Source organism: Dehalococcoides sp., from assembly GCF_041654235.1.
In the GTDB taxonomy this organism is placed as follows: Bacteria; Chloroflexota; Dehalococcoidia; order Dehalococcoidales; family Dehalococcoidaceae; genus Dehalococcoides; species Dehalococcoides mccartyi_B.
The window spans coordinates 1-20792 of sequence record NZ_JBAZDW010000024.1 but is presented as its reverse complement, the minus strand read 5'-3'; the positions used below and the strand labels follow the sequence as shown (position 1 = coordinate 20792).

23 protein-coding genes are annotated in these 20792 nt (G+C 46.9%); 18 read left to right on the top strand and 5 right to left on the bottom strand.

Features of this window, described 5'->3' with window-relative positions:
* From WC259_RS04400 to WC259_RS04370, 7 genes are all read left to right on the top strand, one after another.
* On the top strand, positions 1–280 hold a 280-nt coding region (locus WC259_RS04400), incomplete at its 5' end, for a dTMP kinase (protein WP_372643314.1).
* Positions 273–1346 (top strand): tRNA 2-thiouridine(34) synthase MnmA, encoded by a 1074-nt coding sequence (gene mnmA / locus WC259_RS04395; protein WP_011309263.1) that lies wholly within the window; start codon positions 273–275, stop codon positions 1344–1346. The genes WC259_RS04400 and mnmA, both read left to right, overlap by 8 nt.
* A gap of 1 nt (position 1347) precedes the next feature.
* Positions 1348–1986, top strand: a complete 639-nt coding sequence (locus WC259_RS04390) for a ribonuclease HII (RefSeq protein WP_011929036.1) — start codon at positions 1348–1350, stop codon at positions 1984–1986.
* Positions 1976–2341 carry a YraN family protein gene (locus tag WC259_RS04385; RefSeq protein WP_011309265.1) on the top strand — a complete coding sequence of 122 codons (366 nt, stop codon included), beginning with the start codon at positions 1976–1978 and terminating at the stop codon, positions 2339–2341. The genes WC259_RS04390 and WC259_RS04385 overlap by 11 nt, the downstream gene beginning before the upstream one ends.
* 35 nt (positions 2342–2376) lie before the next feature.
* On the top strand, positions 2377–3435 hold the full coding sequence (locus tag WC259_RS04380) for a thiamine phosphate synthase (RefSeq protein WP_015407051.1): 1059 nt from the start codon (positions 2377–2379) through the stop codon (positions 3433–3435).
* A complete protein-coding gene (locus tag WC259_RS04375; protein WP_012984293.1) occupies positions 3428–4081 on the top strand; it encodes a haloacid dehalogenase in 654 nt (217 codons plus the stop codon). Before WC259_RS04380 ends, WC259_RS04375 begins: the two co-directional genes overlap by 8 nt.
* A 4-nt stretch (positions 4082–4085) precedes the next feature.
* Positions 4086–6125 (top strand): sodium-translocating pyrophosphatase, encoded by a 2040-nt coding sequence (locus WC259_RS04370; protein WP_015407052.1) that lies wholly within the window; start codon positions 4086–4088, stop codon positions 6123–6125.
* Positions 6126–6136: 11 nt separating this feature from the next.
* On the opposite strand, the gene WC259_RS04365 is transcribed toward WC259_RS04370, so the two are convergent.
* Positions 6137–6790 carry an MBL fold metallo-hydrolase gene (locus tag WC259_RS04365; RefSeq protein WP_061977237.1) on the bottom strand — a complete coding sequence of 218 codons (654 nt, stop codon included), beginning with the start codon at positions 6788–6790 and terminating at the stop codon, positions 6137–6139.
* Positions 6791–6860: 70 nt separating this feature from the next.
* Between WC259_RS04365 and WC259_RS04360 the strand changes: the two genes are divergently transcribed.
* The 4 genes from WC259_RS04360 to WC259_RS04345 are packed head-to-tail and all read left to right on the top strand — an operon-like array spanning position 6861 to position 10778.
* Positions 6861–7406 (top strand): hypothetical protein, encoded by a 546-nt coding sequence (locus WC259_RS04360; RefSeq protein ID WP_372643309.1) that lies wholly within the window; start codon positions 6861–6863, stop codon positions 7404–7406.
* Between the two features lie 36 nt (positions 7407–7442).
* Complete coding sequence (locus tag WC259_RS04355) at positions 7443–8744, top strand: glycine--tRNA ligase (protein ID WP_011309271.1); 1302 nt, start codon at positions 7443–7445, stop codon at positions 8742–8744.
* A 13-nt stretch (positions 8745–8757) separates the two neighbouring features.
* A complete protein-coding gene (locus tag WC259_RS04350; protein WP_372643306.1) occupies positions 8758–10005 on the top strand; it encodes an exonuclease SbcCD subunit D in 1248 nt (415 codons plus the stop codon).
* 23 nt (positions 10006–10028) lie between these two features.
* On the top strand, positions 10029–10778 hold the full coding sequence (locus tag WC259_RS04345; protein WP_011309273.1) for a pseudouridine synthase: 750 nt from the start codon (positions 10029–10031) through the stop codon (positions 10776–10778).
* Here WC259_RS04345 and WC259_RS04340 read toward each other — a convergent pair.
* From WC259_RS04340 to hpt, 3 genes are read right to left on the bottom strand one after another with little or no spacing between them, the layout of a single operon-like run.
* A complete protein-coding gene (locus tag WC259_RS04340) occupies positions 10771–11508 on the bottom strand; it encodes a phosphoribosyltransferase (protein ID WP_226988268.1) in 738 nt (245 codons plus the stop codon). The genes WC259_RS04345 and WC259_RS04340 overlap by 8 nt on opposite strands.
* Positions 11505–13220, bottom strand: coding sequence for an adenine deaminase (gene ade, locus WC259_RS04335; RefSeq protein WP_011309275.1), 1716 nt, complete (start codon positions 13218–13220; stop codon positions 11505–11507). Before ade ends, WC259_RS04340 begins: the two co-directional genes overlap by 4 nt.
* Positions 13204–13752 carry a hypoxanthine phosphoribosyltransferase gene (gene hpt / locus WC259_RS04330; RefSeq protein ID WP_015407056.1) on the bottom strand — a complete coding sequence of 183 codons (549 nt, stop codon included), beginning with the start codon at positions 13750–13752 and terminating at the stop codon, positions 13204–13206. The genes ade and hpt overlap by 17 nt, the downstream gene beginning before the upstream one ends.
* A 252-nt stretch (positions 13753–14004) precedes the next feature.
* Here hpt and WC259_RS04325 point away from each other — a divergent pair, with 252 nt between their 5' ends.
* The 3 genes from WC259_RS04325 to WC259_RS04315 all read left to right on the top strand — a co-directional run bounded on the left by WC259_RS04325 (position 14005) and on the right by WC259_RS04315 (position 16794).
* Positions 14005–14703, top strand: a complete 699-nt coding sequence (locus WC259_RS04325) for an ABC transporter substrate-binding protein (protein ID WP_231927047.1) — start codon at positions 14005–14007, stop codon at positions 14701–14703.
* A gap of 94 nt (positions 14704–14797) precedes the next feature.
* The gene (locus WC259_RS04320; RefSeq protein ID WP_011309278.1) at positions 14798–15715 is read left to right on the top strand and encodes an ABC transporter ATP-binding protein; all 918 of its coding nucleotides are present in this window, start codon (positions 14798–14800) and stop codon (positions 15713–15715) included.
* On the top strand, positions 15712–16794 hold the full coding sequence (locus tag WC259_RS04315; RefSeq protein WP_011309279.1) for an ABC transporter permease: 1083 nt from the start codon (positions 15712–15714) through the stop codon (positions 16792–16794). Before WC259_RS04320 ends, WC259_RS04315 begins: the two co-directional genes overlap by 4 nt.
* A gap of 82 nt (positions 16795–16876) precedes the next feature.
* Here the strand turns inward: WC259_RS04315 and queA are convergent, their stop codons facing one another.
* Positions 16877–17911 (bottom strand): tRNA preQ1(34) S-adenosylmethionine ribosyltransferase-isomerase QueA, encoded by a 1035-nt coding sequence (gene queA, locus WC259_RS04310; RefSeq protein WP_372643301.1) that lies wholly within the window; start codon positions 17909–17911, stop codon positions 16877–16879.
* Between the two features lie 162 nt (positions 17912–18073).
* Between queA and surE the strand changes: the two genes are divergently transcribed.
* From surE to WC259_RS04290, 4 genes are all read left to right on the top strand, one after another.
* Positions 18074–18871 carry a 5'/3'-nucleotidase SurE gene (gene surE, locus WC259_RS04305; RefSeq protein WP_011309281.1) on the top strand — a complete coding sequence of 266 codons (798 nt, stop codon included), beginning with the start codon at positions 18074–18076 and terminating at the stop codon, positions 18869–18871.
* A gap of 133 nt (positions 18872–19004) precedes the next feature.
* On the top strand, positions 19005–19559 hold the full coding sequence (locus WC259_RS04300) for a hypothetical protein (RefSeq protein WP_012984298.1): 555 nt from the start codon (positions 19005–19007) through the stop codon (positions 19557–19559).
* 168 nt (positions 19560–19727) lie between these two features.
* A complete protein-coding gene (locus tag WC259_RS04295; protein ID WP_011309284.1) occupies positions 19728–20585 on the top strand; it encodes a Rossmann-like and DUF2520 domain-containing protein in 858 nt (285 codons plus the stop codon).
* Positions 20586–20607: 22 nt separating this feature from the next.
* The coding region (locus WC259_RS04290; protein ID WP_372643317.1) for an aspartate 1-decarboxylase at positions 20608–20792 on the top strand (185 nt) is incomplete at its 3' end.

Below are 20792 nucleotides of genomic sequence, written 5' to 3'. Positions count from 1 at the left end.
GTGTGTAAACAGTTTGGCAAGCGGGGGTCTTATTCCTGACCTTACTATCTGGCTGGATATGGATGACAAAGCTGCCCTGCTTCGCAAAGGTGGGTTGCCGCCTGACCGCTTTGAGAGTGAAAATAACGGCTTTCACCAGAGAGTCAGAAATGGTTTTGGAGCCATTTATGCTACCGAACCGGACAGATTCCTGAAGCTGGATGCTTCACTTCCTCAGTCAGAGATTTTCAGCCGCATTAAACAAAGGGTGACTATACTGCTTGGTTGCCGAAATGAGTGACAGTTCTGAACTGGTAATGGTGGCTATGAGTGGCGGGGTGGATTCTTCGGTTACAGCCATGTTGCTTCTTGAACAGGGCTATAACGTAGCCGGGGTGAGTCTGCAACTTAAATCCAACAATGAACCCTATGGAAACGGGTACAACCTTAAACTTATTAACCGGGCACGTGAAGTGGCTGCCGCCCTAAATATTCCTCATTATGTGGTGGATTTGAGTGATATTTTTTCCCAAAGAGTTATTGCAGATTTTTGCCAGCAGTATTCGCAAGGCCGTACCCCCAACCCCTGTATCCGTTGTAATTATTATGTAAAGATAGGCGCCCTGTTGAATAAAATACAGGATTTCAAGGCGGATTATCTGGCAACCGGGCATTATGCCCGCATTGTTTCAGATGAAAATGGCACTCACCTCCTTCGGGGTGCGGATGGAAAAAAAGACCAGTCATATTTTCTGTATACCCTGCCGCCAGAATCTCTATCACGCCTGATGTTTCCATTGGGGCAAAAATACAAAAAGGATATTGTCCGTTTAGCCACTAATATGAAACTGCCGGTTTCCCAAAAAGAAAGCCAGGATGTATGTTTTATACCTGACGGTGATTATAAATCTTTTCTGGCCACCCGTATGGGATTTACCCCCGGCAAAATTCTGGACACCACAGGTAAAATACTGGGAGAGCATCAGGGACTGCCCCTTTATACCGTAGGCCAAAGGCAAGGGCTGGGGTTGGCTTCAAATGAAAAGCTGTTTGTATCTGACATGAATGCAGATGCTAATACAATTACGGTTGCCGGCCATGACCAGCTCTATACCAGCCGTATTTTACTGAGTAATTTTATCTGGAGGGAAAGCGGTATCCCTCTGGATACCTCCGGCATGATAGTCAAAGTCCGCTACAAAGCCGCTCCCGCTGAGGTTAAAAAGATATCTCAATCAGGTGATTTTTATATACTGGAATTGGCAAGCCCGGTCTGGGCAGCCACTCCCGGTCAAGCGGCAGTAATCTATCTGGATGATATGGTGCTTGGCGGTGGTATTATCGAATCCGGCGGAGATACTATCTGATATGCCTGCAACTGTTATTTGCCCCAGCCGGGCTGAAGAAAAACTGCTTCGTAAACAGGGTTTTATCCTTATTGCAGGTTTGGATGAAGCCGGCAGAGGTTGTCTGGCTGGGCCGGTGGTGGCAGGAGCTGTTATCATGCCGCCACGTTTAAAGGGTGACTGGGTGGAGATGGTAAGGGATAGTAAGGTCCTCAGCCCCGCAAAACGCGAATATCTTTACTGTCACATTGTTTCCATGGCTGTAACCTTCGGGGTGGGTGCGGTAGATAACGAACAGATTGACAGCATGGGCATTGCCCCCGCTACCAGACTGGCCATGAAACAGGCCGTGGAAGACTTAACTTGCCAGCCGGATTTTCTGCTGGTTGATTACCTTAAGCTGCCGGATATTCCCCTGCCTCAAAAGGGCATTGTAGACGGTGATGCTCTCTGTTTCAGTATTGCCTGCGCCTCCATTGTGGCCAAGGTTAGCCGTGACCGCCTGATGTCCAAGCTGGATATGGAGTATCCCGGATACTATCTTGCCAAACACAAGGGGTACGGTACGGCCCTGCATGTGGAGTGTATTTGCCAAAAGGGTATTTCTCCTATTCACCGCCGCACTTTTGCCCCATTGAAGGGTATGATTGATGGCCTATAACCGCAAGGAAACAGGCGAATTTGGGGAAAAACTGGCCGCAGAGTACCTAAAAGGCATGGGATACAGCATTATCCAGACCAACTGCCGTTTGCCCGAAGGTGAAATTGATATAGTCGGGCAAGACGGTGAGTATCTGGTATTCATTGAGGTGCGAACCAAACGCCGTTTGGGCTATGGCTTGCCTGCCGAATCTGTTACACCGCGTAAAAAGGCCCATCTTATGGCCAGTGCCGAAAGTTATATTCAAAAACACCGGCTGGAACATTTCCCCTGCCGGATAGATTTTGTTTCGGTAGACCTCAGCCAGCCTGAGCCTAGGCTGGAACTAATCAAAAATGCACTGGGTGAAGAATGAAGACGACGGATACAGGTTTGTGTTAAAATCTTGCCGTGGATAACCTTGAAAAATTGTGGCGGATAGTTGATGTAAACCAGAACCGCTTGAGTGAAGGTTTGCGGATACTGGAAGAGATTGCCCGCCTATACCTTGAAAATGAAACGCTGACTCTGCGTTTAAAAAATCTGCGTCACGCACTTACTCTGCAGGATACTGCCTCCAACTGCCATCTTTTATTCTCCCGCCAGGCTGATACGGATGTAGGTGCTCATCTGAAAACGGCTGACCAGTCCAAAGCTGAAACCCTGTTTTCGCTTATCAGTGCCAATGCTAAGCGGGCCGAACAATCACTGCGGGTTTTGGAAGAATTTGCCGGTCTGCCTGAACTTGGTTTTGACGCCTCTATTTACAGCCGGGGGCGTTTTGAACTTTATACCCTTGAAAAAGATTTGGCGGCCATACTCTTGCGGAAAAACCGCCGGGATATGATAAAAGGTCTGTATGTAGCTATAGATGTGGATTATTTGGCCGGGCGGGATATACCACGGGTTACTAAAGAAGTCCTTGAAGGCGGTTGCCGCCTTGTCCAGCTAAGAGCCAAAACCGCTTCTGCCAGACAATTTCTGTCATTGGCACTCAGCTTAAAAGAACTTTGTATTGAGTATGGTGCGGTGTTTATTGTAAATGACCGTCTGGATATTGCTCTTGCCTGCGGGGCTGACGGGCTTCATCTGGGGCAGACAGATTTGCCTCTGTCGCAAGCCCGCCGCCTTATGCCGGCCGGCAGTATTATAGGTATTTCGGCGGATTCGCCTGAAGATGCCGCTTCGGCACAGGCGGGAGATGCGGATTATGTAGCCGCCGGGGCGGTTTTTCCCACCCAAACCAAGCTGGACGTTCTTTATGGCGGTCTTTCAGGCTTAAAAGCCATACGACAGGTGGTTAACATACCTTTGGTTGCTATCGGCGGAATAAATAAGTCCAATTACAATGAAGCCCTTCAGGCAGGCGCAGACAGCCTCTGCCTGATAAGTGCTGTTTTAGGTGCACCTGATATCAAAAAGGCTACTTCTGAATTTATGACCCTTGTGGAGGCAGAAAAAAATGACTAACATCAGCGTCAAAATGGAACAAATATCTGATAGCATACGGGAAAATTTCAAGACCCGTGATGCCGCCCGTGAAAAATCTCTGCCTATCAGCCGGGAAGCTATCCGGTATTGCAGTCTGGCCATTAGGGCGGTTCACCGGCAGGAACTGGCGCAGGCAAGGGAAATGCTGGTTTCAGCTAGAGCTCTTATCAAAGAGGCCGGGCAGGCCATAGATGATTGCGGTGAACTGTCCAACACCACTTTTTTTCTGGATGCCCAGAAAGAGTACGCTGAAGCTAATACGGTACTGGCTCTGGTAAACGGGAAGGATATGCCCTCGCCTGAGGAACTGGAAGTGGACAATGCCGCATATTTAAACGGCATAGGTGAGGCGGCAGGTGAACTGCGGCGTTATATACTGGACGGCCTGCGAAAGGGTGAAGACACCCGCGGCGAAGAGCTTCTTCAGGCTATGGACGATATCTACGAAGTACTGGTTACCATGGACTTTCCGGATGCTATTACCGGCGGGCTTCGCCGTACTACTGACATGGTACGGGGAGTGCTGGAACGAACCAGAAGTGATCTTACTTTGTACATTCAGCAAAAGGGGCTTGAACAAAAACTGGAAGTATTCCAGTCAAAACTGACCCGGAAAGGGGAATAATTTAGTGTCTATCTGGATTGCATTGGTTGTCGGTTTGGTAGGTCTGACAGTTGCCGGACTGCTTGCCAAATTTGTCCTCAAACAAGATGAAGGCACACCCAAGGTGCGGGAAATCGCAGCTGCCATTAAGGAAGGTGCCATGGCCTTTATTACCCGTGAATACACGGTGATGGCTATCTTCGTGGCGGCAGTAACTATCATACTGGCGTTTTTACCCTCGCTGGGTTGGCCGGTATCGGTTTCATTCCTGTTTGGTGCATTATGCTCAGGTCTGGCTGGTTTTATTGGTATGAGCATCGCCGTCAGGGCTAACTCACGCACCACCACTGCCGCCAGCCACAGCCTTAATCAGGGCTTGAAACTTTCTTTTAGAGCCGGTTCGGTAATGGGCATGTGTGTAGTTGGCATAGGCATTATTGGTCTTTCAATAATGTACTTTGCTTTCGGCAGTGACGTAGACTTTATCAAGATTTTGCCCGGATATGGTTTTGGTGCTTCCTCTGTGGCTATCTTTGCCAGAGTGGGCGGGGGTATTTTTACCAAGGCGGCTGATACCGGTGCGGATATTGTTGGTAAGGTAGAAAAAGGTATCCCCGAAGATGACCCCCGCAATGCGGCAGTAGTAGCTGACTTTGTGGGTGACAACGTGGGTGATGTAGCCGGCATGGGTGCTGACCTTTTTGAATCTTATGTGGATTCCATTATCGCTACCATGGCGTTGGCTACTATCGGGGCTTTTTCCATGAAACTGGGATATGCCCTTGTTCCGTCTCAGGAAGCCGCTTTCTTCCTGCCCATGCTGGTTGCGGCCGGCGGCATATTGGCTTCTGTTATTGGTATTTTTCTGGTACGTACCGGAGAAAAACTTAAGATGAAGGCCTTGCTGGCGGCTTTGCGCAAGGGCACTCTGGCGGCAGCCTTTTTATCGGCGGTATTCTCCTTTTTAGCTGTATGGTATCTTCAGGCAGATTTGGGTCTTTTCTTTGCCATTCTAGCCGGCCTAGTGGCTGGTGTGCTTATAGGTGAGAGTACCAACTACTTTACTTCTTATGTTTATAAACCCACTCTGGGTATTGCTGCATCCTGCCAGACGGGTGCGGCCACCAATATTATTTCGGGTTTTTCAGTAGGGCTTATGAGTGTAGTTCCTCCAATAGTTCTGGTGGTAATAGCCATCGTAATTTCCTATGCTTTTGGTGATGTTTACGGCGTAGCTCTGGCGGGAGTTGGTATGCTGGCTACTCTGGGTATACAGGATGCCACCGATGCTTACGGTCCGGTTGCGGACAATGCCGGTGGTATCGCCGAAATGTCCGGTTTACCCAAAGAAGTACGCGAACGGACTGATGCACTTGATTCCCTTGGCAACACTACTGCCGCCATTGGCAAAGGTTTTGCCATAGGCTCAGCCGGGCTTACTTCACTGGCACTTTTACTTTCTTATACTCAGGCTGTGGGTATATCTGCTTCGCAAGTCAGCTTACTGGATGTTAAAGTTCTGGCAGGACTTTTGCTGGGTGTTATGATGCCGGCTGTTTTCTGTTCACTCACCCTAAAAGCGGTGGGTGTTACCAGTTTTTCCATTGTGAATGAAGTGCGGCGTCAGTTCAAAGAGATTGCAGGTATAATGGAAGGCACCGCCAAACCCGAATACGGCAAATGCGTAGACATCTGCACCCGTGATTCAATCAAGCAGATGATTCTGCCCGGTGTTATCACAGTGGTTTCACCGGTGATAGTCGGTTGGTTATTGGGTCCGGTAGCGGTAGTGGGTTTCCTGACGGGCACTATCCTGTGCGGGTTTATACTGGCGGTTACTTTTGCCAATGCCGGCGGTGCCTGGGACAACGCCAAGAAATGGGTTGAAACGGGTGCTTATGGCGGTAAAGGATCAGATGCCCATAAAGCAGCAGTGGTAGGTGATACGGTTGGTGATCCTATGAAGGATACTGCCGGACCTTCGCTTAATATAATGATTAAGCTGGTTGCCATTATTGCCCTGGTTATGGCACCTATACTGGCTACTTTCAACGGCATAATTTAAGAGTACTAAAGCTAAATAAACGGGTTGCCGGTCTTTTCTTTGCCGATAGTTGTTTCCCTGCCATGTCCGGGAAATACAAGGGTTTCAGGGGGAAGGCTGAGCAATCCGTTTACTATATTCTGGCGTAAAGCTTCCGTGTCACTTTTATCAAAATCTGACCGCCCTATTCCTGAGTTAAAAAGGGTGTCTCCGCTGAATAAATAGCCCCTAGTATACAGGCAGATACCACCCGGTGTATGACCGGGGATAGAAATAACCGAAAATTTGATTTTACCTAGTTCCAGCGTACTGCCTTCGCTTAGCGGGATATCAGGTGCAAGGGTTGGCAAGGCGGACATTCCCAAATAACTTACCAGCTCAACGTTTTCACTTAAACTGGCATCTGCCGGGTGAAAACACAGTTTAGCTTCCGGGTAAAGTTTTCTTGCATATTCCAGCCCTGCCAAATGGTCAAGATGCCCGTGTGTAAGTACGATATATTTTACATCAAGGTGATATTCAGTAACTGTTTCGGGTATGGAATCTGAAATAGCTGCCGGGTCTATTATAAGCCCATGGCGGCTTTCCTCGTCACCCAATATATAGCAGTTTGTGCCCAGTAAACCTAAGCGAAGTTTGCGGTTAAGCATATTTGCATAACTCTCAAGGATAATATTTTGGCACATTCTAACACTAAAGCTGGTATCAACCAAAATATTTTTGACTTATTCGCCCAAAGCTGATAACTTTTTATTTATGAGTATAGATAACCAGATAAATCAATCCGCCACTTCATTCAGGTTTCGTCCTGTTTATTTTATGGCACCCCTGATGGTATTGGTTATTTCACTTCTCCTTACGGCTGTCTATTATGGTCGTTTGCCGTCAGACGTAGCTTACCGCTTCAGCATTGACGGTGCACCTGTTACCTATATAGATGCCGGGCTTATAATAGGAGTGCTCCTCGGTGTGCAGCTCCTGCTGGTACTATTTGCGTTTGGTCTGGCGGTTTTTTTGCCAAGACTTGGTTTTTTCAAAAACAACCAGACTGATTTCTGGGTAAAACCGGGAACACTGCTTGGTTTTATGGGTAATATCATGGCTGTACCCCAGCTTATACTGGCGTATGCCCTTCTGGATGTTTTTGTTTATAATGTTCATCAAATCCACCTGTTGCCGCTCTGGTTGTTTGCCATTATCCTTATAGTTATAGCGGCTATAGTGATAGGTATATTTGCCATTCCGGTATTTGTCAGGGCCTACAAAACTTTCAATAGCCCAAGTGCAAGCAAAAAGGAGTAATTGACCTTGTCTGAAAACATTTCTCAGCCTGTTGCCATGGATAAAATAGTTTCTCTGGCTCGCCGCAGGGGGTTTATATTCCCCAGCAGTGAAATTTACGGCGGCCTGAATAGTTGCTGGGACTACGGTCCCTTGGGCGTAGAACTGAAACGCAATGTTAAAGAAGCCTGGTGGCGCTATATGGTACGTGACCGGGATGATGTGGTTGGTTTGGATGCCAGCATTATCATGCACCCCCGCGTTTGGGAAGCCAGCGGTCACGTGGCCGGTTTTTCCGACCCGATGGTTGACTGCAAAAAATGTAAAATGCGCTGGCGTCCGACAGATTTGGCTGAACCCAAGTGTCCTGCCTGCGGCGGTGAACTTACCGAATCACGCCAGTTTAACCTTATGTTTAAAACTTTTATGGGACCGGTTGAAGAAGCCGCCAGTATTGTTTACCTGCGGCCGGAAACCGCTCAGGGTATATTTGTAAATTTTGAAAATGTTTTAAATACCACCCGCAAAAAACTCCCCTTTGGTATTGCCCAGATAGGTAAATCATTCCGTAATGAAATCACCACCGGAAACTTCATTTTCCGTTCCCGCGAATTTGAACAGATGGAACTGGAGTATTTTGTAAAACCGGGTGCGGATGATGCCTGCTTGGAAGAATGGACTCAGTACCGCCTGAACTGGTATAAAAATTTGGGTATGAATCCGGAAAATCTGCGGCTTCGGGCTCACCGCTCTGACGAACTTGCTCACTATGCTAAAGGTTGCTATGACGTGGAATACAATTTCCCTATGGGTTGGAGTGAGCTTGAAGGTATAGCCAACCGGCGTGACTTTGATCTGACCCAACATGCCAAATACAGTGGCAAGTCACTGGAGTATTTTGACGAAGAAACCAAGGAACATTTTGTGCCTTATGTAATAGAACCTTCGGCTGGGGTTGAACGTTCTACTCTGGCTTTCCTGATTGATGCTTATGCCGAAGAACCTGACAAGGACGAGATACGGACTGTTTTGCACCTGCACCCGGCACTTGCCCCTTACAAAATAGCCGTATTGCCCCTTTCCAAAAAGGAAATACTGTCTGATTATGCCCGCAAGATTTATGCAGACCTCAGAAAGTGCTGGATGGTAGCTTACGATGATTCCCAGAGTATCGGCCGCCGTTACCGCCGTCAGGACGAAATAGGTACTCCCTACTGTGTGACGGTGGATTTCCAGTCTCTGGAGGACGGCATGGTTACCGTCCGTGACCGAGACAGCATGGCTCAGATACGGGTAAAGGTTTCCGAGCTGAGTTATATACTGGCAGCTAAACTTTCGGGTGAGCCGTTCAATAGCTGATTTGGAGGCGAAATTGAAAATTCTCCACTTTGCAGATCTGCACATAGGGGTGGAGAATTATGGCTGTTTTGACAGTGCAACCGGGCTTTCCTCCCGGTTGGCTGATTTTTTAACTGCGTTTGATCGTTTGGTAGAATATGCCATTGATAAAAAAGTGGATCTGGTGGTTTTCAGCGGAGATGCTTACAAGAGCCGTGACCCCTCCCAGACCCAGCAACGGGAATTTGCCCGCCGCGTAAGTACTCTGGCAAGTAGCGGTATCCAGGTGTTTTTACTGGTGGGCAACCATGACCAGCCTAATGCTGCCGGGCGGGCTACTACTACCGAAATATTTGATACTCTGGATATTGCCAATGTGCATGTTTCCGGCAAGGCCGAGGTGCGTCTGATAAATACCCGAAACGGACCTATTCAGATAGCCTCCCTGCCATGGTTACGCCGTTCATCTGTTCTTTCAGTATCAAACCAAAAGGAAGAAAAGAACTTAAGCATTGAGGAACTGAACCAGAGGGTGGAGAGCTATCTGGCAGGTATTATAGAAAATCTGGCAGGCCAGCTTGATAAAAATATACCGTCCATTCTCTCTGCTCATCTTTCGGTCAATACTGCCAAAGTAGGTTCAGAGCGGAATATTTCCATAGGGTATGAACCTACAGTTATGTTAAGCAATATTGCCAACCCTGCTTTTGATTATGTTGCCTTGGGGCATATTCATAAACAGCAGGTCTTGTCTTCTGCCCCTCCGGTTATTTACCCCGGCAGTTTGGAAAGGCTGGATTTTGGTGAGGAAAAAGATGATAAGGGTTTTTATCTGGTTGAGATAGACCCGCTAAGCCATAAAACTGATTTTGAGTTTATAAAGCTGGAAGGCCGCCGTTTTCTGACTATAGAGCTGAATCTGAACGCTGACAGTCTTGACCCCACGCTGGAAGTAATAAATATATTACAGGCAAGGCAGCAAGATATAAAAGATGCCATAGTCCGCTTGAAACTGGAGTTGCCGGCGGAGATTGGCGGGCAACTGCGGGATAGCGATATAAGAGAAGCTCTTCGCGAAGCTCACAATTTCACTATCTCTAAAAATGTTATAAGATTAACTCGACAGAGGGCAGATGGCTTCAAGGTGGAAGGTCTGGATCCTATTCAGGCCTTGGAACATTATCTGGAAATAAAGCAAACATCCGCACAGGAAAAGAAGACCCTGCTGGAATATGGCCGCAGGCTTTACAGTACACTGGATAACAAGCAGACAAAAATTTAATATCCGGTATAAAGGAACATTAAATGGCCTACAATTCTTCTTCAGATACCTCACTGGTCAAAGTTCTGGTGGAAGCCAGGCTTGGCTCACGCCGCAAAATGGCCGAGGCTATAAAACAAGGGTTGGTTACCCTGAACGGGCAAAAAGCGGAATCTTATTCCCAGCCGGTAAATACCCAAAAGGATAAGGTAACCTTTGAGGGCAAACTTGTTGTACTTAGCCGCGTACGCCGCATTTACCTTATGTTAAATAAGCCCCCCGAAATAGTATCAACCACCAGTGATGAATTGGGCCGTAAAACAGTGATGGATTTGCTCCACCGCCGTTATGAAGGGGCTGGTCTCTTCCCTGTGGGCAGGCTGGATGAAGCCACTACCGGTCTTATATTGCTGACCAACGACGGTGAAATGACTAACCGCCTTACTCACCCCAGTTATGAAATAGAAAAAGAATACCTTATATCTATTGATGCTGCTCTGACTCAGGCAGATAAAGAAAGTCTGGAAAAGGGTATCCTGCTGGATGACGGGCTTACCTCGCCTGCCCGCTTGAGCAGGGTTACGGATGAACCACCGTATAACTACAAGCTGATAATCCATGAAGGTAAAAAAAGGATAGTCCGCCGCATGTTTGCCCGTTTGGGGCATCCGATAAAAGCTTTGAAGCGAAGCCGTATAGCTACACTGCGTTTAGGTAAACTGGAAGAAGGTAAAACCCGTGAGCTTACTCCGGGAGAGATAGCCGCTCTCAGGCGTATTACCCGCCTTAAATAAGGGGTTTACGACGCATGGTCATGCTGGGCGGAGGCAGGTTTTCCGGGCGGAGATTCAGGTTTTGACGGCGCATTTGCCAGTCTTTAAACACCTTTAAACTCTGCTCGTCATCCAATACGTTCCAGTAACGGTAATAATCTGATACATAAAACTTGGGCATAAACCCGTCTGCTACTGTAATAACTTCGTCAGCCACTTTTTCCACCAGCTTGCGGGCAGTTGCTGAAGCGGCGGGTACGGCAGCCACTATTCTGGCCGGCTTTTTGCGTCTTACAGATTCGATTGCGGCCAGCATGGTGTAACCTGAAGCCAACCCGTCATCAATGATAATGGCTATTCGTCCGTTCAGTATTGAAAGTGAGCGGTGCCCCCGGTATAGCAGGCTTCTCTGCTGAACTTCCGCCCGTACCTTATTAACAGTGTAGTTTATTTGCTGTTCTGTCATATGCAGGTAGTTTACTACTTCATGGTTAAGCATGACTGCTCCGTCATCTGCTACTGCCCCGAAGCCTCCTTCCGGCCGAAGAGGTATGGGCAATTTACGGGAAATGATCATATCCATATCGGCATCCAGTGCCAGTGCCACCTGAGTAGCAATGGGTATGCCTCCGTTCGGAATAGCTAAGACTATGGCAGATTTATCTTTATAGTGGCTTAGTTTTTCAGCCAGTTGCCTGCCTGCGTCAAATCGGTTTTCAAATATTGGCGATACCAGCGGTCTATGCATCATGTCTCCTGTGGTATAAGTTTAAAAGTCTTTACGTCTACCAACCCAAGGTCAGTCAAACGGAGTTCCGGTATAACGGGCAGTGCCATAAATGAGAGGGTGGCAAACGGGGCGCTTAACTTGCAACCCAGTTTGGCTACCTGATTATTTATTTCTTCCAGTTCGGTTACTACTTCTTCAAGTGGTTTGGTGGAAAGCAGCCCGGCAACCGGCAGGGATACCGAAGCTGTCACCTGACCGTCCACCGCCAGAGCAATACCCCCGTTTATTCTTTCCAATTCCTTTATGGCGGTATACAGGTCAGCATCATTAGTGCCCACTGCTACTACATTATGTGAATCATGGGCCACAGATGAGGCGATAGCCCCTTTTTTAAGACCAAAACCTCTTATAAGCCCGTGTCCCATGTTGCCGCTTTGGTGGTGTCTCTCCATCACCACTATTTTTAGCAAATCCAGTTCAGTGTTTGCCTTGATAACTCCGTTTTCGGCGGGTATTTTCAGGTCCAGCCTGCGGGTTACTATTTGGCCGGGTATTACCTCTATTACCGGTATTTGGGGCTGGATGGTTTTCAGAATCAGGTCTTTGGTATCAAAGGGCCTTATATGGATACTATTAAGGAGTGATTTGGGTATGCGGCTTTGGGGTTTAAATAAAGCCTGGCCTTTTTCCGCTACCAGTTTACCTTTGTGAAAGACCATATCTATATCCAGTTGCTCAAGGTTTTGGCAAACTATCATATTGGCCAGATATCCGGGTGCAATTGCCCCATGACCCTGCAAATGGAAATATTCGGCGGTATTTATACTGGCTAACTGGATAGCCCTTACGGGGTCAAGTCCCAGACGGATAGCTTTGCGTACCACCGCATCAATATCCCCGTCACTTTTCAGATCAGCACAACTTCGGTCATCCACCACAAAAAGGCAGCGTTTGTAGGTTTGGTCAGTTACCAGCGGTAAAAGCTCTGCCAGATTTTTTTCTGAAGAACCTTCCCGTATCATTATATACATGCCGCGAGCCAGTTTTTCTTTGGCTTCGGCAAGGTGGATGCATTCATGGTCAGAGTGGATTCCGGCAGATATATAGGCATTCAGGTCTTTACCTGACAGACCGGGGGCATGTCCGTCCAGCACTTTGCCCGCGGCGGCGATAATCTTGTCCAGTACCGAAGGAACACCAAAGAGCACTCCGGGGAAATTCATCATTTCTCCCAGTCCGGTTACGTTTGGAAGACGGAGCAAGTCGGCTACATCTTGGGAGTTTATCTCCGCTCCGGCAGTTTCCAGATGGGTGGCAGGTACGCAAGAAGGTACCTGTAAAAAAATGCTCAAAGGTAAATCCGCTGAGGCATCCAAGACATAATCAATGCCCTCTTTACCGCAGACATTACTAATCTCATGCAAGTCTGTTATCAATGCCAAAGTACCGTGGGAGACTACTGCTCTGGCATATTGGGCAATATCCAGCATAGAGCTTTCCACATGGGTATGGCCGTTTATGAGTCCGGGGAGAAGATAAGCCCCCTTCAGGTCTATCACCTCTTTGCCATGCCTGTAGTCACCCACGCCGGCTATCTTGCCGTCAAAAACTGCCACATTGGCTTGTTCTATTTCGGCGTTAAATACATTTATAACTCGGGCATTTAAAAGCACCAAGTCGGCTTCGGTTTCGCCTCTGGCAACTTTTATCAACTGGCTAAGGTTTGTCTGCATCCGGTTTTTCCTCCAGAGCAAATATTTCGGGCAACTGGCGGTAGCATTCTGCCCAGTCCAGTCCGTAACCTACCAGAAACTTGTCCTCAACTTCGCAGCCCAGATAATCTATTTCTACCGGACAGACTCTTCGGCTGGGTTTACTGAGAAGGGCGCACAGCTTCACAGAGTTTGTGCGGCGTTTTTTCAGATACTTTAGCAGGTAAGAAACAGTTAACCCTGAATCTACAATATCTTCAATCACCAGTATATCTTTTTCCGCGATATCCCGGTTAAGCGGTCTGGTAAGGTGTACTTTGCCACAGCTTTGAGTATTTTTACCATAGCTGGCCAGGCCTACAAAATCCAGTTCAACCGGCATATTCAGACGGCGGATAAGGTCAGCCATAAAGACAAAAGATCCCTTGAGTACGCCTATAACTACCAGAGGTCTATCCTTGAAATCACGGTTAATCTCATAGGCCAAACGCTCAAGATAAACTTCTATTTCAGTCTTGGGAATAAAAAGTGAAAGTTTCATCCTGTTCATCATCTGGTTGTGATTATAGCCTGCAAATCTCCACCTGTCTAGAAACAGGGGTATTTTTGTTGGTATCTGCCGTTTGTTATTTCAAGCCTAACCTTGGAGTATAAAATACGTTATAGGAAAAGGTGGCTGATTTGGCTTTTTGGGGAGGTGTTTACGGGTGTAGCTTTTTGGGCAACAGGATTGCCTGAACTTTGGTTCTGCAATTATAAATTTTAAAGCTAAATGGTATGCTTCGGGGAAAAAGAGTGTTATAATTTGCCAACTAAATTGATAGATAACGAGGATTTTATGAAGTGTTTGAATTGTTCCCGTGATTTTGAGGATAATCTGGTTGAATCGGGTTTGCTGTTTTGCCCTTTCTGCGGGGTTGGCCAGCCCAGAGGTTCCCAAAACCCTGATATCAATAATATGACTTTTTGCAGTTGCGGTCAGGGTATTGTTGGTAAAGTAAATTATTGCCCGGGTTGCGGGCAGATGTTAAACCCTGATGCCCCTCCGCTTGAACTAACCGGCCGTCTCTACAAGAACACAACCCGCCGTGAAACAGCCGACAAGACCCCGCCAGTGGTTCAGGAAATCCCTGAAGATACCGAATATGAAAATGATGAACAGTTAGAGTCTGCCCGTAGGCCACAGGTTTACCGGGATAATGAAGAAACTCCCCCTTCTGCCAGACCTGCCAGGCAAGCCTATCCCTATTATGACCAGCATGAAGAACGGTCTCGTAGCCGTACGTCCCGCCGTTATGCCGCTGATGATGATTATTATGAAGATGAAGAGCCTATCCGTTACCGCAATTCCCGCCGCCCTGCTAAGGCCTACCGCGAAGAACGCAGTTACCGGCCTAACCGCCGAAATGATGTAATGCCGCTCCTTGTGGTACTTTTGATTGCCGGAGTGGGTGTACTGGGCTATGGTATTTATCTGCTCATTCAAAACTTTATCGGCAGTTAGGCATCTTAATCTGTCCTTAATATTATTGATATATAATCAATCTTTATATCAGGGTTGATTATTCCCTTTTACTGCAAATAGAGAAAGGAAACAGATGGTTATTCAAGTGCAAAATCTGGTAAAGGTCTACGGCTCGATTCGGGCAGTGGACGGTATCAGTTTTGAGGTTAAAAAAGGTGAAGTTTTTGGCATGCTTGGTCCTAACGGGGCTGGCAAAACTACCACTGCTGAAATCATTGAAGGTTTGCGTGATGCAGATTCCGGCAGTGTCAGCGTAATGGGTTTGGACGTGCGTAAACAACGTGACCAGATTAAGCAGCTTATCGGTATCCAGCTGCAGGCTCCGGCCTTGTTACCTCTATTAAATGTAGAGGAAATACTTAAACTCTTTACCTCTTTCTATCGTAATTCAGTGCCGGTGGAAAAACTGCTGGACATGGTGTCTCTTACCGAGAGCCGCAAGGTGCTTTCCAAAAATCTTTCAGGCGGTCAGCAACAGCGTTTGTCGGTTGCTATGGCTATGGTAAATAATCCGGAGATTACATTTTTGGATGAACCTACCACCGGGCTTGACCCTCAGGCTCGGCGTGGTTTGTGGTCAGTGATTGAAGAGCTGCGTTCCCAAGGGAAAACAGTTTTCCTTACCACCCATTATATGGATGAGGCTGAAAGGCTTTGTGACCGTATTGCGGTAGTAGACCATGGCAAGATAATAGCTTTGGATACTCCTAAAAAACTTATCTCAGGCAACTTTAAAGAAAGCGCTATTGAGTTCGAAATGGAACCTGTTCCTTCAGGCGAACTTCTGGGTTCTTTCCCCTGTGTGACCAGTGCGTCTGTAGAAGGGTTTGAAGTTATTTTGTACTCAAATAATGTCCCCAAAACTATGGGTGCCATACTTGATTATGCAGACAAAAACAGGGGTAATACCGAACTGCGTAATTTGCATGTTCGTCAGGCCACTCTGGAAGATGTATTTTTGAAGCTGACTGGCAGGAAGATACGGGAATGAACTCATTTATTAGCATGCTAAACGCCAATTTCAAGCAATTTCTTCGGGATAAGACCGCTTTGTTTTTTACACTGGCTTTTCCGGTACTGTTTATTATTATGTTTGGGTTGGTTTTCAGCGGCACAGACAAGATTAGCTATGATGTTGCTCTGGTAAACGAAGACAATTCCCAGATAAGTCAGGGTATCACCGAGGCTTTCAGCCAGGTAACCATCTTTTCGGTAAAAGACAGCCCCCGTGATGAAAGCCTGCAACTGCTCAAAGACGGTAAACTGAAGGCCGTTATAATAATACCTGAGGGTTTGGGAATAGCTGCTCTGTCAGGACAAACTACCGATATCCAAGTTTACTATGATGGTTCTCAAACCAACGTAAATCAGATTCTAATGCCGGTGATTAAAGAAATACTCCAGACCATAAACCGTGAGATAACCCAGACGCCAGTTTTATTTCAAATCAGTGAAGAAACTATCCAGACCAAAGATATGAGCATGATGAGTTTCTTTATACCGGGCGTACTGGCTATGTCCATTATGTTTCTGGGACTTTACTCTGCCATGCCGCTTATACAGCAGAGGGAAAAGAAGATTTTGAAACGGCTGGGGGCTTCCCCTATTTCCCGTTCCACTATTATATTCAGTCAGGTGGTTCTCAGACTGGGGCTGGCAGTACTTCAGACTATTATTATTATAGTCATAGGCCAGCTTATGTTCGGCGTGGAAATTTTGGGTAACTGGTGGCTTCTCTTGGGGCTGGTGATGCTGGGTACACTTTCATTTATCAGTTTGGGGTTTCTGGTGGCCTCGCTTGCCAAGACCGAAGAAGGTGCTATGCCCATCGTTCAGCTTATTCAGTTCCCCATGATGTTCCTTTCCGGTATTTTCTTCCCGCTGGAATTCATGCCTGATTTTATGCGTCCGGTGGTAAACGCTTTACCGCTTACCTATCTGGGAGATGCTTTCAGACAGGTAATGGTGGATGGCGCACCCGCTTTTCCGCTGGGAGTTGATTTACTGGTGGTCACAGGCTGGCTGGTGGTCTGTATGGCTGTATCAATCCGCTTTTTCCGCTGGGAATAAGCAATACAGAAAAGTGCAAATATTAAAGGCCGGGTTAAATCCCCGGCCTTGGTTTTTCAAGACTATTTTGGGGTTATCTGTTTTACAGAATCAGCATGGCATCACCAAAGCTGTAAAAACGGTAATGCTCGCTTATGGCCTTTTCATAAGCTTTCCGGAGAAATGGCCAGCCGGCAAAGGCAGAAGTAAGCATAAGGGGGGTAGAACGCGGGAGGTGGAAATTGGTAATAAAACAGTCTGCCACCCTAAATTTATACCCAGGGAGAATAAATAAATCTGCCCAGCCGGAATAAGATGTGATAAGGCTGGTCTGGCTCAGATGAGAAGCCTGTTCCACCAGTCTGGTTGCCGAAGTGCCTACGCAAAATACCCGTTTGCCGGTTTCTTTGGCACAACAGATAGCCGAAGCTGTTTCCTTGCTTAATATCCCGTATTCGCGGTGGATTTTATGGTCTTTTGGGTCTTCTTCCTTGACCGGGCGAAAGGTATCCAGCCCTATATGCAGGGTTACATAAGTGCATATTACTCCCATTTCAGTCAGCCGCTTTAATAACTCTGGGGTAAAATGAAGCCCCGCGGTGGGTGCGGCTACACTGCCGTTGGTCAGGGCGTACACTGTCTGGTAGCGTTCAGGGTCTGCAACAGGGGTATGAATATAAGGCGGCAAGGGTACTTCGCCCAATTTCATCAGGTGGGTTTCATCTGAAAAACGCAAAAGCTTGATGCCGTCTTCTTTATCTGCCAGTACTTCCGCTTGGATAGATACTACTCCCCCATTTGGCTGATGAATATCAATAATTGTGCCGGGTTTGGTGCGTTTGCCCGGTTTTAAAAGGGCTTCCCAGCAGCCTTCTCCGTCACGTTTTAGCAGGAGGATTTCAATTTTGGCAGAAGTATCCTGTTTGATACCTTTTATACGGGCCGGCAGTACCCTGCTATCATTCATTACCAGCACATCCCCCGGTTTGAAATAGGCAGTGATTTCTCCGAAGATGCGATTGGTCAGCTCTCCGCTTTGGCGGTTCAAAACCAGCAAACGTGAACTGTCGCGGGGTTCAACCGGTTTCTGGGCAATGTATTCCTGTGGCAGGTTATAATCAAAATCGCTGGTTTTCATGAATCCTCAAACAAATATGTAAGGCTGGAATAATTGGTTTTTACTTCCTGTAAGTATATCTGGCAGAGATTTTTTAAGCAATTTGGATAACTTGCCTGTATCTGTGTAATGGATACCGATGGTTTGCCCGGTTTTTAAGGGTATGCTAAACTCATCTTTGTTATGAGAATACTGGTAAGCAATGACGATGGTATTTATTCACCCGGCCTGTGGGCATTGGTGAAAAGGCTTAAAGAAGTTGGCGAAGTGATAGTGGTGGCACCTGACCGTGAGCAAAGTGCCACCGGTACTCAGGTGACCCTGCGCCAGCCGCTCAGGGTGCAGAAGACTCACCCTCTTATTCCGGGGATTGAGGCTTATGCGGTAGAAGGCAGCCCCTGTGACTGTGTAATACTGGGTTTAGCCAAGCTAATAACCGAACCGGTAGATCTAGTGGTTTCGGGTATCAATCACGGTCTGAACTTGGGGGATGATGTGCTTATCTCGGGTACAGTGGGTGCCGCTCTTCAGGGTTATTTGCGTAACATACCTTCAATAGCCATCTCCATACCCGTTACCATGGAAGAACCGGAAAATCTGGATAGTGCCGCCTGTATTACAGCGGAGGTAGCACGCCGGATACAAAACGGAGATATTACAAAGAATTCTTTTCTAAATATAAATATACCTGACCTGCCGCTTTCCCAAATTGAAGAACTTAGGGTTACCCCGCTGGCACATAAAACCCATATAGAAACGGTTGAAGAGGGACATGATGGCAGGAAACGGTATTTTTGGCTTAGACGCCGCCAGTTAAGTTCGGCGGATAATAAAAAAACCGATATCTGGGCTATAGAAAATGGGTATATCACTATAAGCGCTCTCCATGAAAGGCTTTTCCAACAACCCGTGTTTACTCTTAAAGATGCTGAAACTGCCGGGATATTGGCAGCTGCCAGATCCTGCCAGGATAAAATCTAGGTTTGTAAAGACCTTGCCTGCACATATCTAGTTTTTTAGGCAATATCAGATACAACAAGTGGTCTTTTGCTTGACCGGATAGGTTATGTGGTATATCATTTTAAGGTATCACTATGACACCTGAGGTATTAAGATGAATAAAATTTCGAACGGCAAATTTTTGAGAAGTCTGGCGCTCTCTTCACCGGTACTTATTATTGCAGCAGTAAGCATAGTTTTCTCAATATCTACAGCTTTTGAAGGTAAGGTAGCCAGTTCTCCGACCGGAAATACCGATGACAACACACAGGTCACCGCACCTATTGATGATACGTCGACTGACGGTTCAGTTGACCTGACTATAACAGCTGAAACTTTGTATTCGCATTATGTAAACGCCGGTGAAACCAATCCGGACCAATATTATAAAAATAAAAATATAAAGGTTACGGGTTCAGTGGCCGCTGTGGCATACGGCAAGGCTCCCAATAGTTGCTGGGTTACACTTAAAACTGATCAGGGTAACGGTGCCAATATAGTTTGTTATTTTGGCACCAATGTTATTAAAGGAAGTTTTACTGTAGAAATCGGCAGTCATATTGAGATTACAGGTATTTGCATGGGACTGACAGATGGGCGGATAATCTTCATAAATTCGCTTACCGACGATATACTGCTTGAGCCATATGACCAGAATATTGAAGCTTAGCTAAACAGATATATGCCACCGACCGTAACCGGCGGTGAGCGCTTAGAGACTTTAAATTAAATAGATCCCCGCTTGGATCGTAAAACGGCCGAGACGGTAAATAAAAAGATTTTTTAAATGCCTTCTTCGGTTTGCCGGGGAAGGCATTTAATATTATGGGGGTAGCAGGTGCAGAGTATAGGGTTTATAGGGGCTGGTACAGTGGGTAGTGCTTTGGCGCTGGGTTTGTCTGAAAAAGGTTACCCGATTTCAGGCATTGCCAGCCGAACAAGGTTGTCTGCGGAAAAACTTTGCCGGAAAATCCCTTCTGCCAAATTTTGTAATAGTCCCCAGGCAGTGGTTGATACTGCCGATATTGTATTCATTACTACTCCAGATGATACTATCGCCGAAATATGCCGAAGTCTTCACTGGCATTCTAACCAATACGTTATTCACTGTTCCGGGGCTTATTCACTGGAACTGTTGCAGACCGCCCAAGGGTTTGGGGCGTATACAGGGGTACTGCATCCCCTCCAGAGTTTCAGTTTACAGGCAGACCCGGTAAAAAATCTTGAGGGTATTACTTATGCGCTGGAGGGTGATGACCAGACTCTGCCTTTGCTTAAGGATATGGTCAAGGTGCTTGGCGGGGAGTGGATAGTGCTGAAACCATCGGATAAGGTAGCTTACCATGTGGCGGCAGTTTTGGCTTCCAATTATCTGGTTACCCTTATTAAAATGGCTACCGGGCTTTGGCAGAGTTTTGGTATCCCCGAAGATAAAGCCGTAAAAGCCCTTATGCCGCTGGTGCGCGGTACCCTTTCAAATATAGAAAAAGCAGGTGCAACCAATGCTTTGTCAGGGCCTATTGCCAGAGGGGATTGCGGGACGGTTTCAAAACATCTGGCAGCACTTGAAAATATTGCCCCCGAACTGATACCTGCCTATAAAGAATTAGGCAGGCAAACCGTCAAAATCGCACTTGAAAAAGAAAAACCCAATATCACCGGTATAGAAAAGTTATCTCGGATACTGGCAAATTAAGGAGACATATACAGTGAGAATCATGCTGAAAAGCAAAATCCACCGGGCTACCATCACGGATGCCTGCATAGACTATGAAGGCAGTATTACCATTGATAAAAACCTTATGCAGGCAGCCAACTTGCTGCCTTACGAACAGGTACATGTGGTAAATGTAAATAACGGGACACGGCTGGAAACCTATGTTATAGAGGGTTCAGCCGGCAG

What these genes read in the sequence shown, in the direction of transcription:
- mnmA (WP_011309263.1), top strand. Translation starts at nt 273, where the DNA reads ATGAGTGACAGTTCTGAACTGGTAATGGTGGCTATGAGTGGCGGGGTG.
- WC259_RS04390 (WP_011929036.1), top strand. Translation starts at nt 1,348, where the DNA reads ATGCCTGCAACTGTTATTTGCCCCAGCCGGGCTGAAGAAAAACTGCTT.
- WC259_RS04385 (WP_011309265.1), top strand. Translation starts at nt 1,976, where the DNA reads ATGGCCTATAACCGCAAGGAAACAGGCGAATTTGGGGAAAAACTGGCC.
- WC259_RS04375 (WP_012984293.1), top strand. Translation starts at nt 3,428, where the DNA reads ATGACTAACATCAGCGTCAAAATGGAACAAATATCTGATAGCATACGG.
- WC259_RS04365 (WP_061977237.1), bottom strand. Translation starts at nt 6,790, where the DNA reads ATGTGCCAAAATATTATCCTTGAGAGTTATGCAAATATGCTTAACCGC.
- WC259_RS04360 (WP_372643309.1), top strand. Translation starts at nt 6,861, where the DNA reads ATGAGTATAGATAACCAGATAAATCAATCCGCCACTTCATTCAGGTTT.
- WC259_RS04355 (WP_011309271.1), top strand. Translation starts at nt 7,443, where the DNA reads ATGGATAAAATAGTTTCTCTGGCTCGCCGCAGGGGGTTTATATTCCCC.
- WC259_RS04345 (WP_011309273.1), top strand. Translation starts at nt 10,029, where the DNA reads ATGGCCTACAATTCTTCTTCAGATACCTCACTGGTCAAAGTTCTGGTG.
- WC259_RS04340 (WP_226988268.1), bottom strand. Translation starts at nt 11,508, where the DNA reads ATGATGCATAGACCGCTGGTATCGCCAATATTTGAAAACCGATTTGAC.
- ade (WP_011309275.1), bottom strand. Translation starts at nt 13,220, where the DNA reads ATGCAGACAAACCTTAGCCAGTTGATAAAAGTTGCCAGAGGCGAAACC.
- hpt (WP_015407056.1), bottom strand. Translation starts at nt 13,752, where the DNA reads ATGATGAACAGGATGAAACTTTCACTTTTTATTCCCAAGACTGAAATA.
- WC259_RS04320 (WP_011309278.1), top strand. Translation starts at nt 14,798, where the DNA reads ATGGTTATTCAAGTGCAAAATCTGGTAAAGGTCTACGGCTCGATTCGG.
- WC259_RS04315 (WP_011309279.1), top strand. Translation starts at nt 15,712, where the DNA reads ATGAACTCATTTATTAGCATGCTAAACGCCAATTTCAAGCAATTTCTT.
- queA (WP_372643301.1), bottom strand. Translation starts at nt 17,911, where the DNA reads ATGAAAACCAGCGATTTTGATTATAACCTGCCACAGGAATACATTGCC.
- surE (WP_011309281.1), top strand. Translation starts at nt 18,074, where the DNA reads ATGAGAATACTGGTAAGCAATGACGATGGTATTTATTCACCCGGCCTG.
- WC259_RS04300 (WP_012984298.1), top strand. Translation starts at nt 19,005, where the DNA reads ATGAATAAAATTTCGAACGGCAAATTTTTGAGAAGTCTGGCGCTCTCT.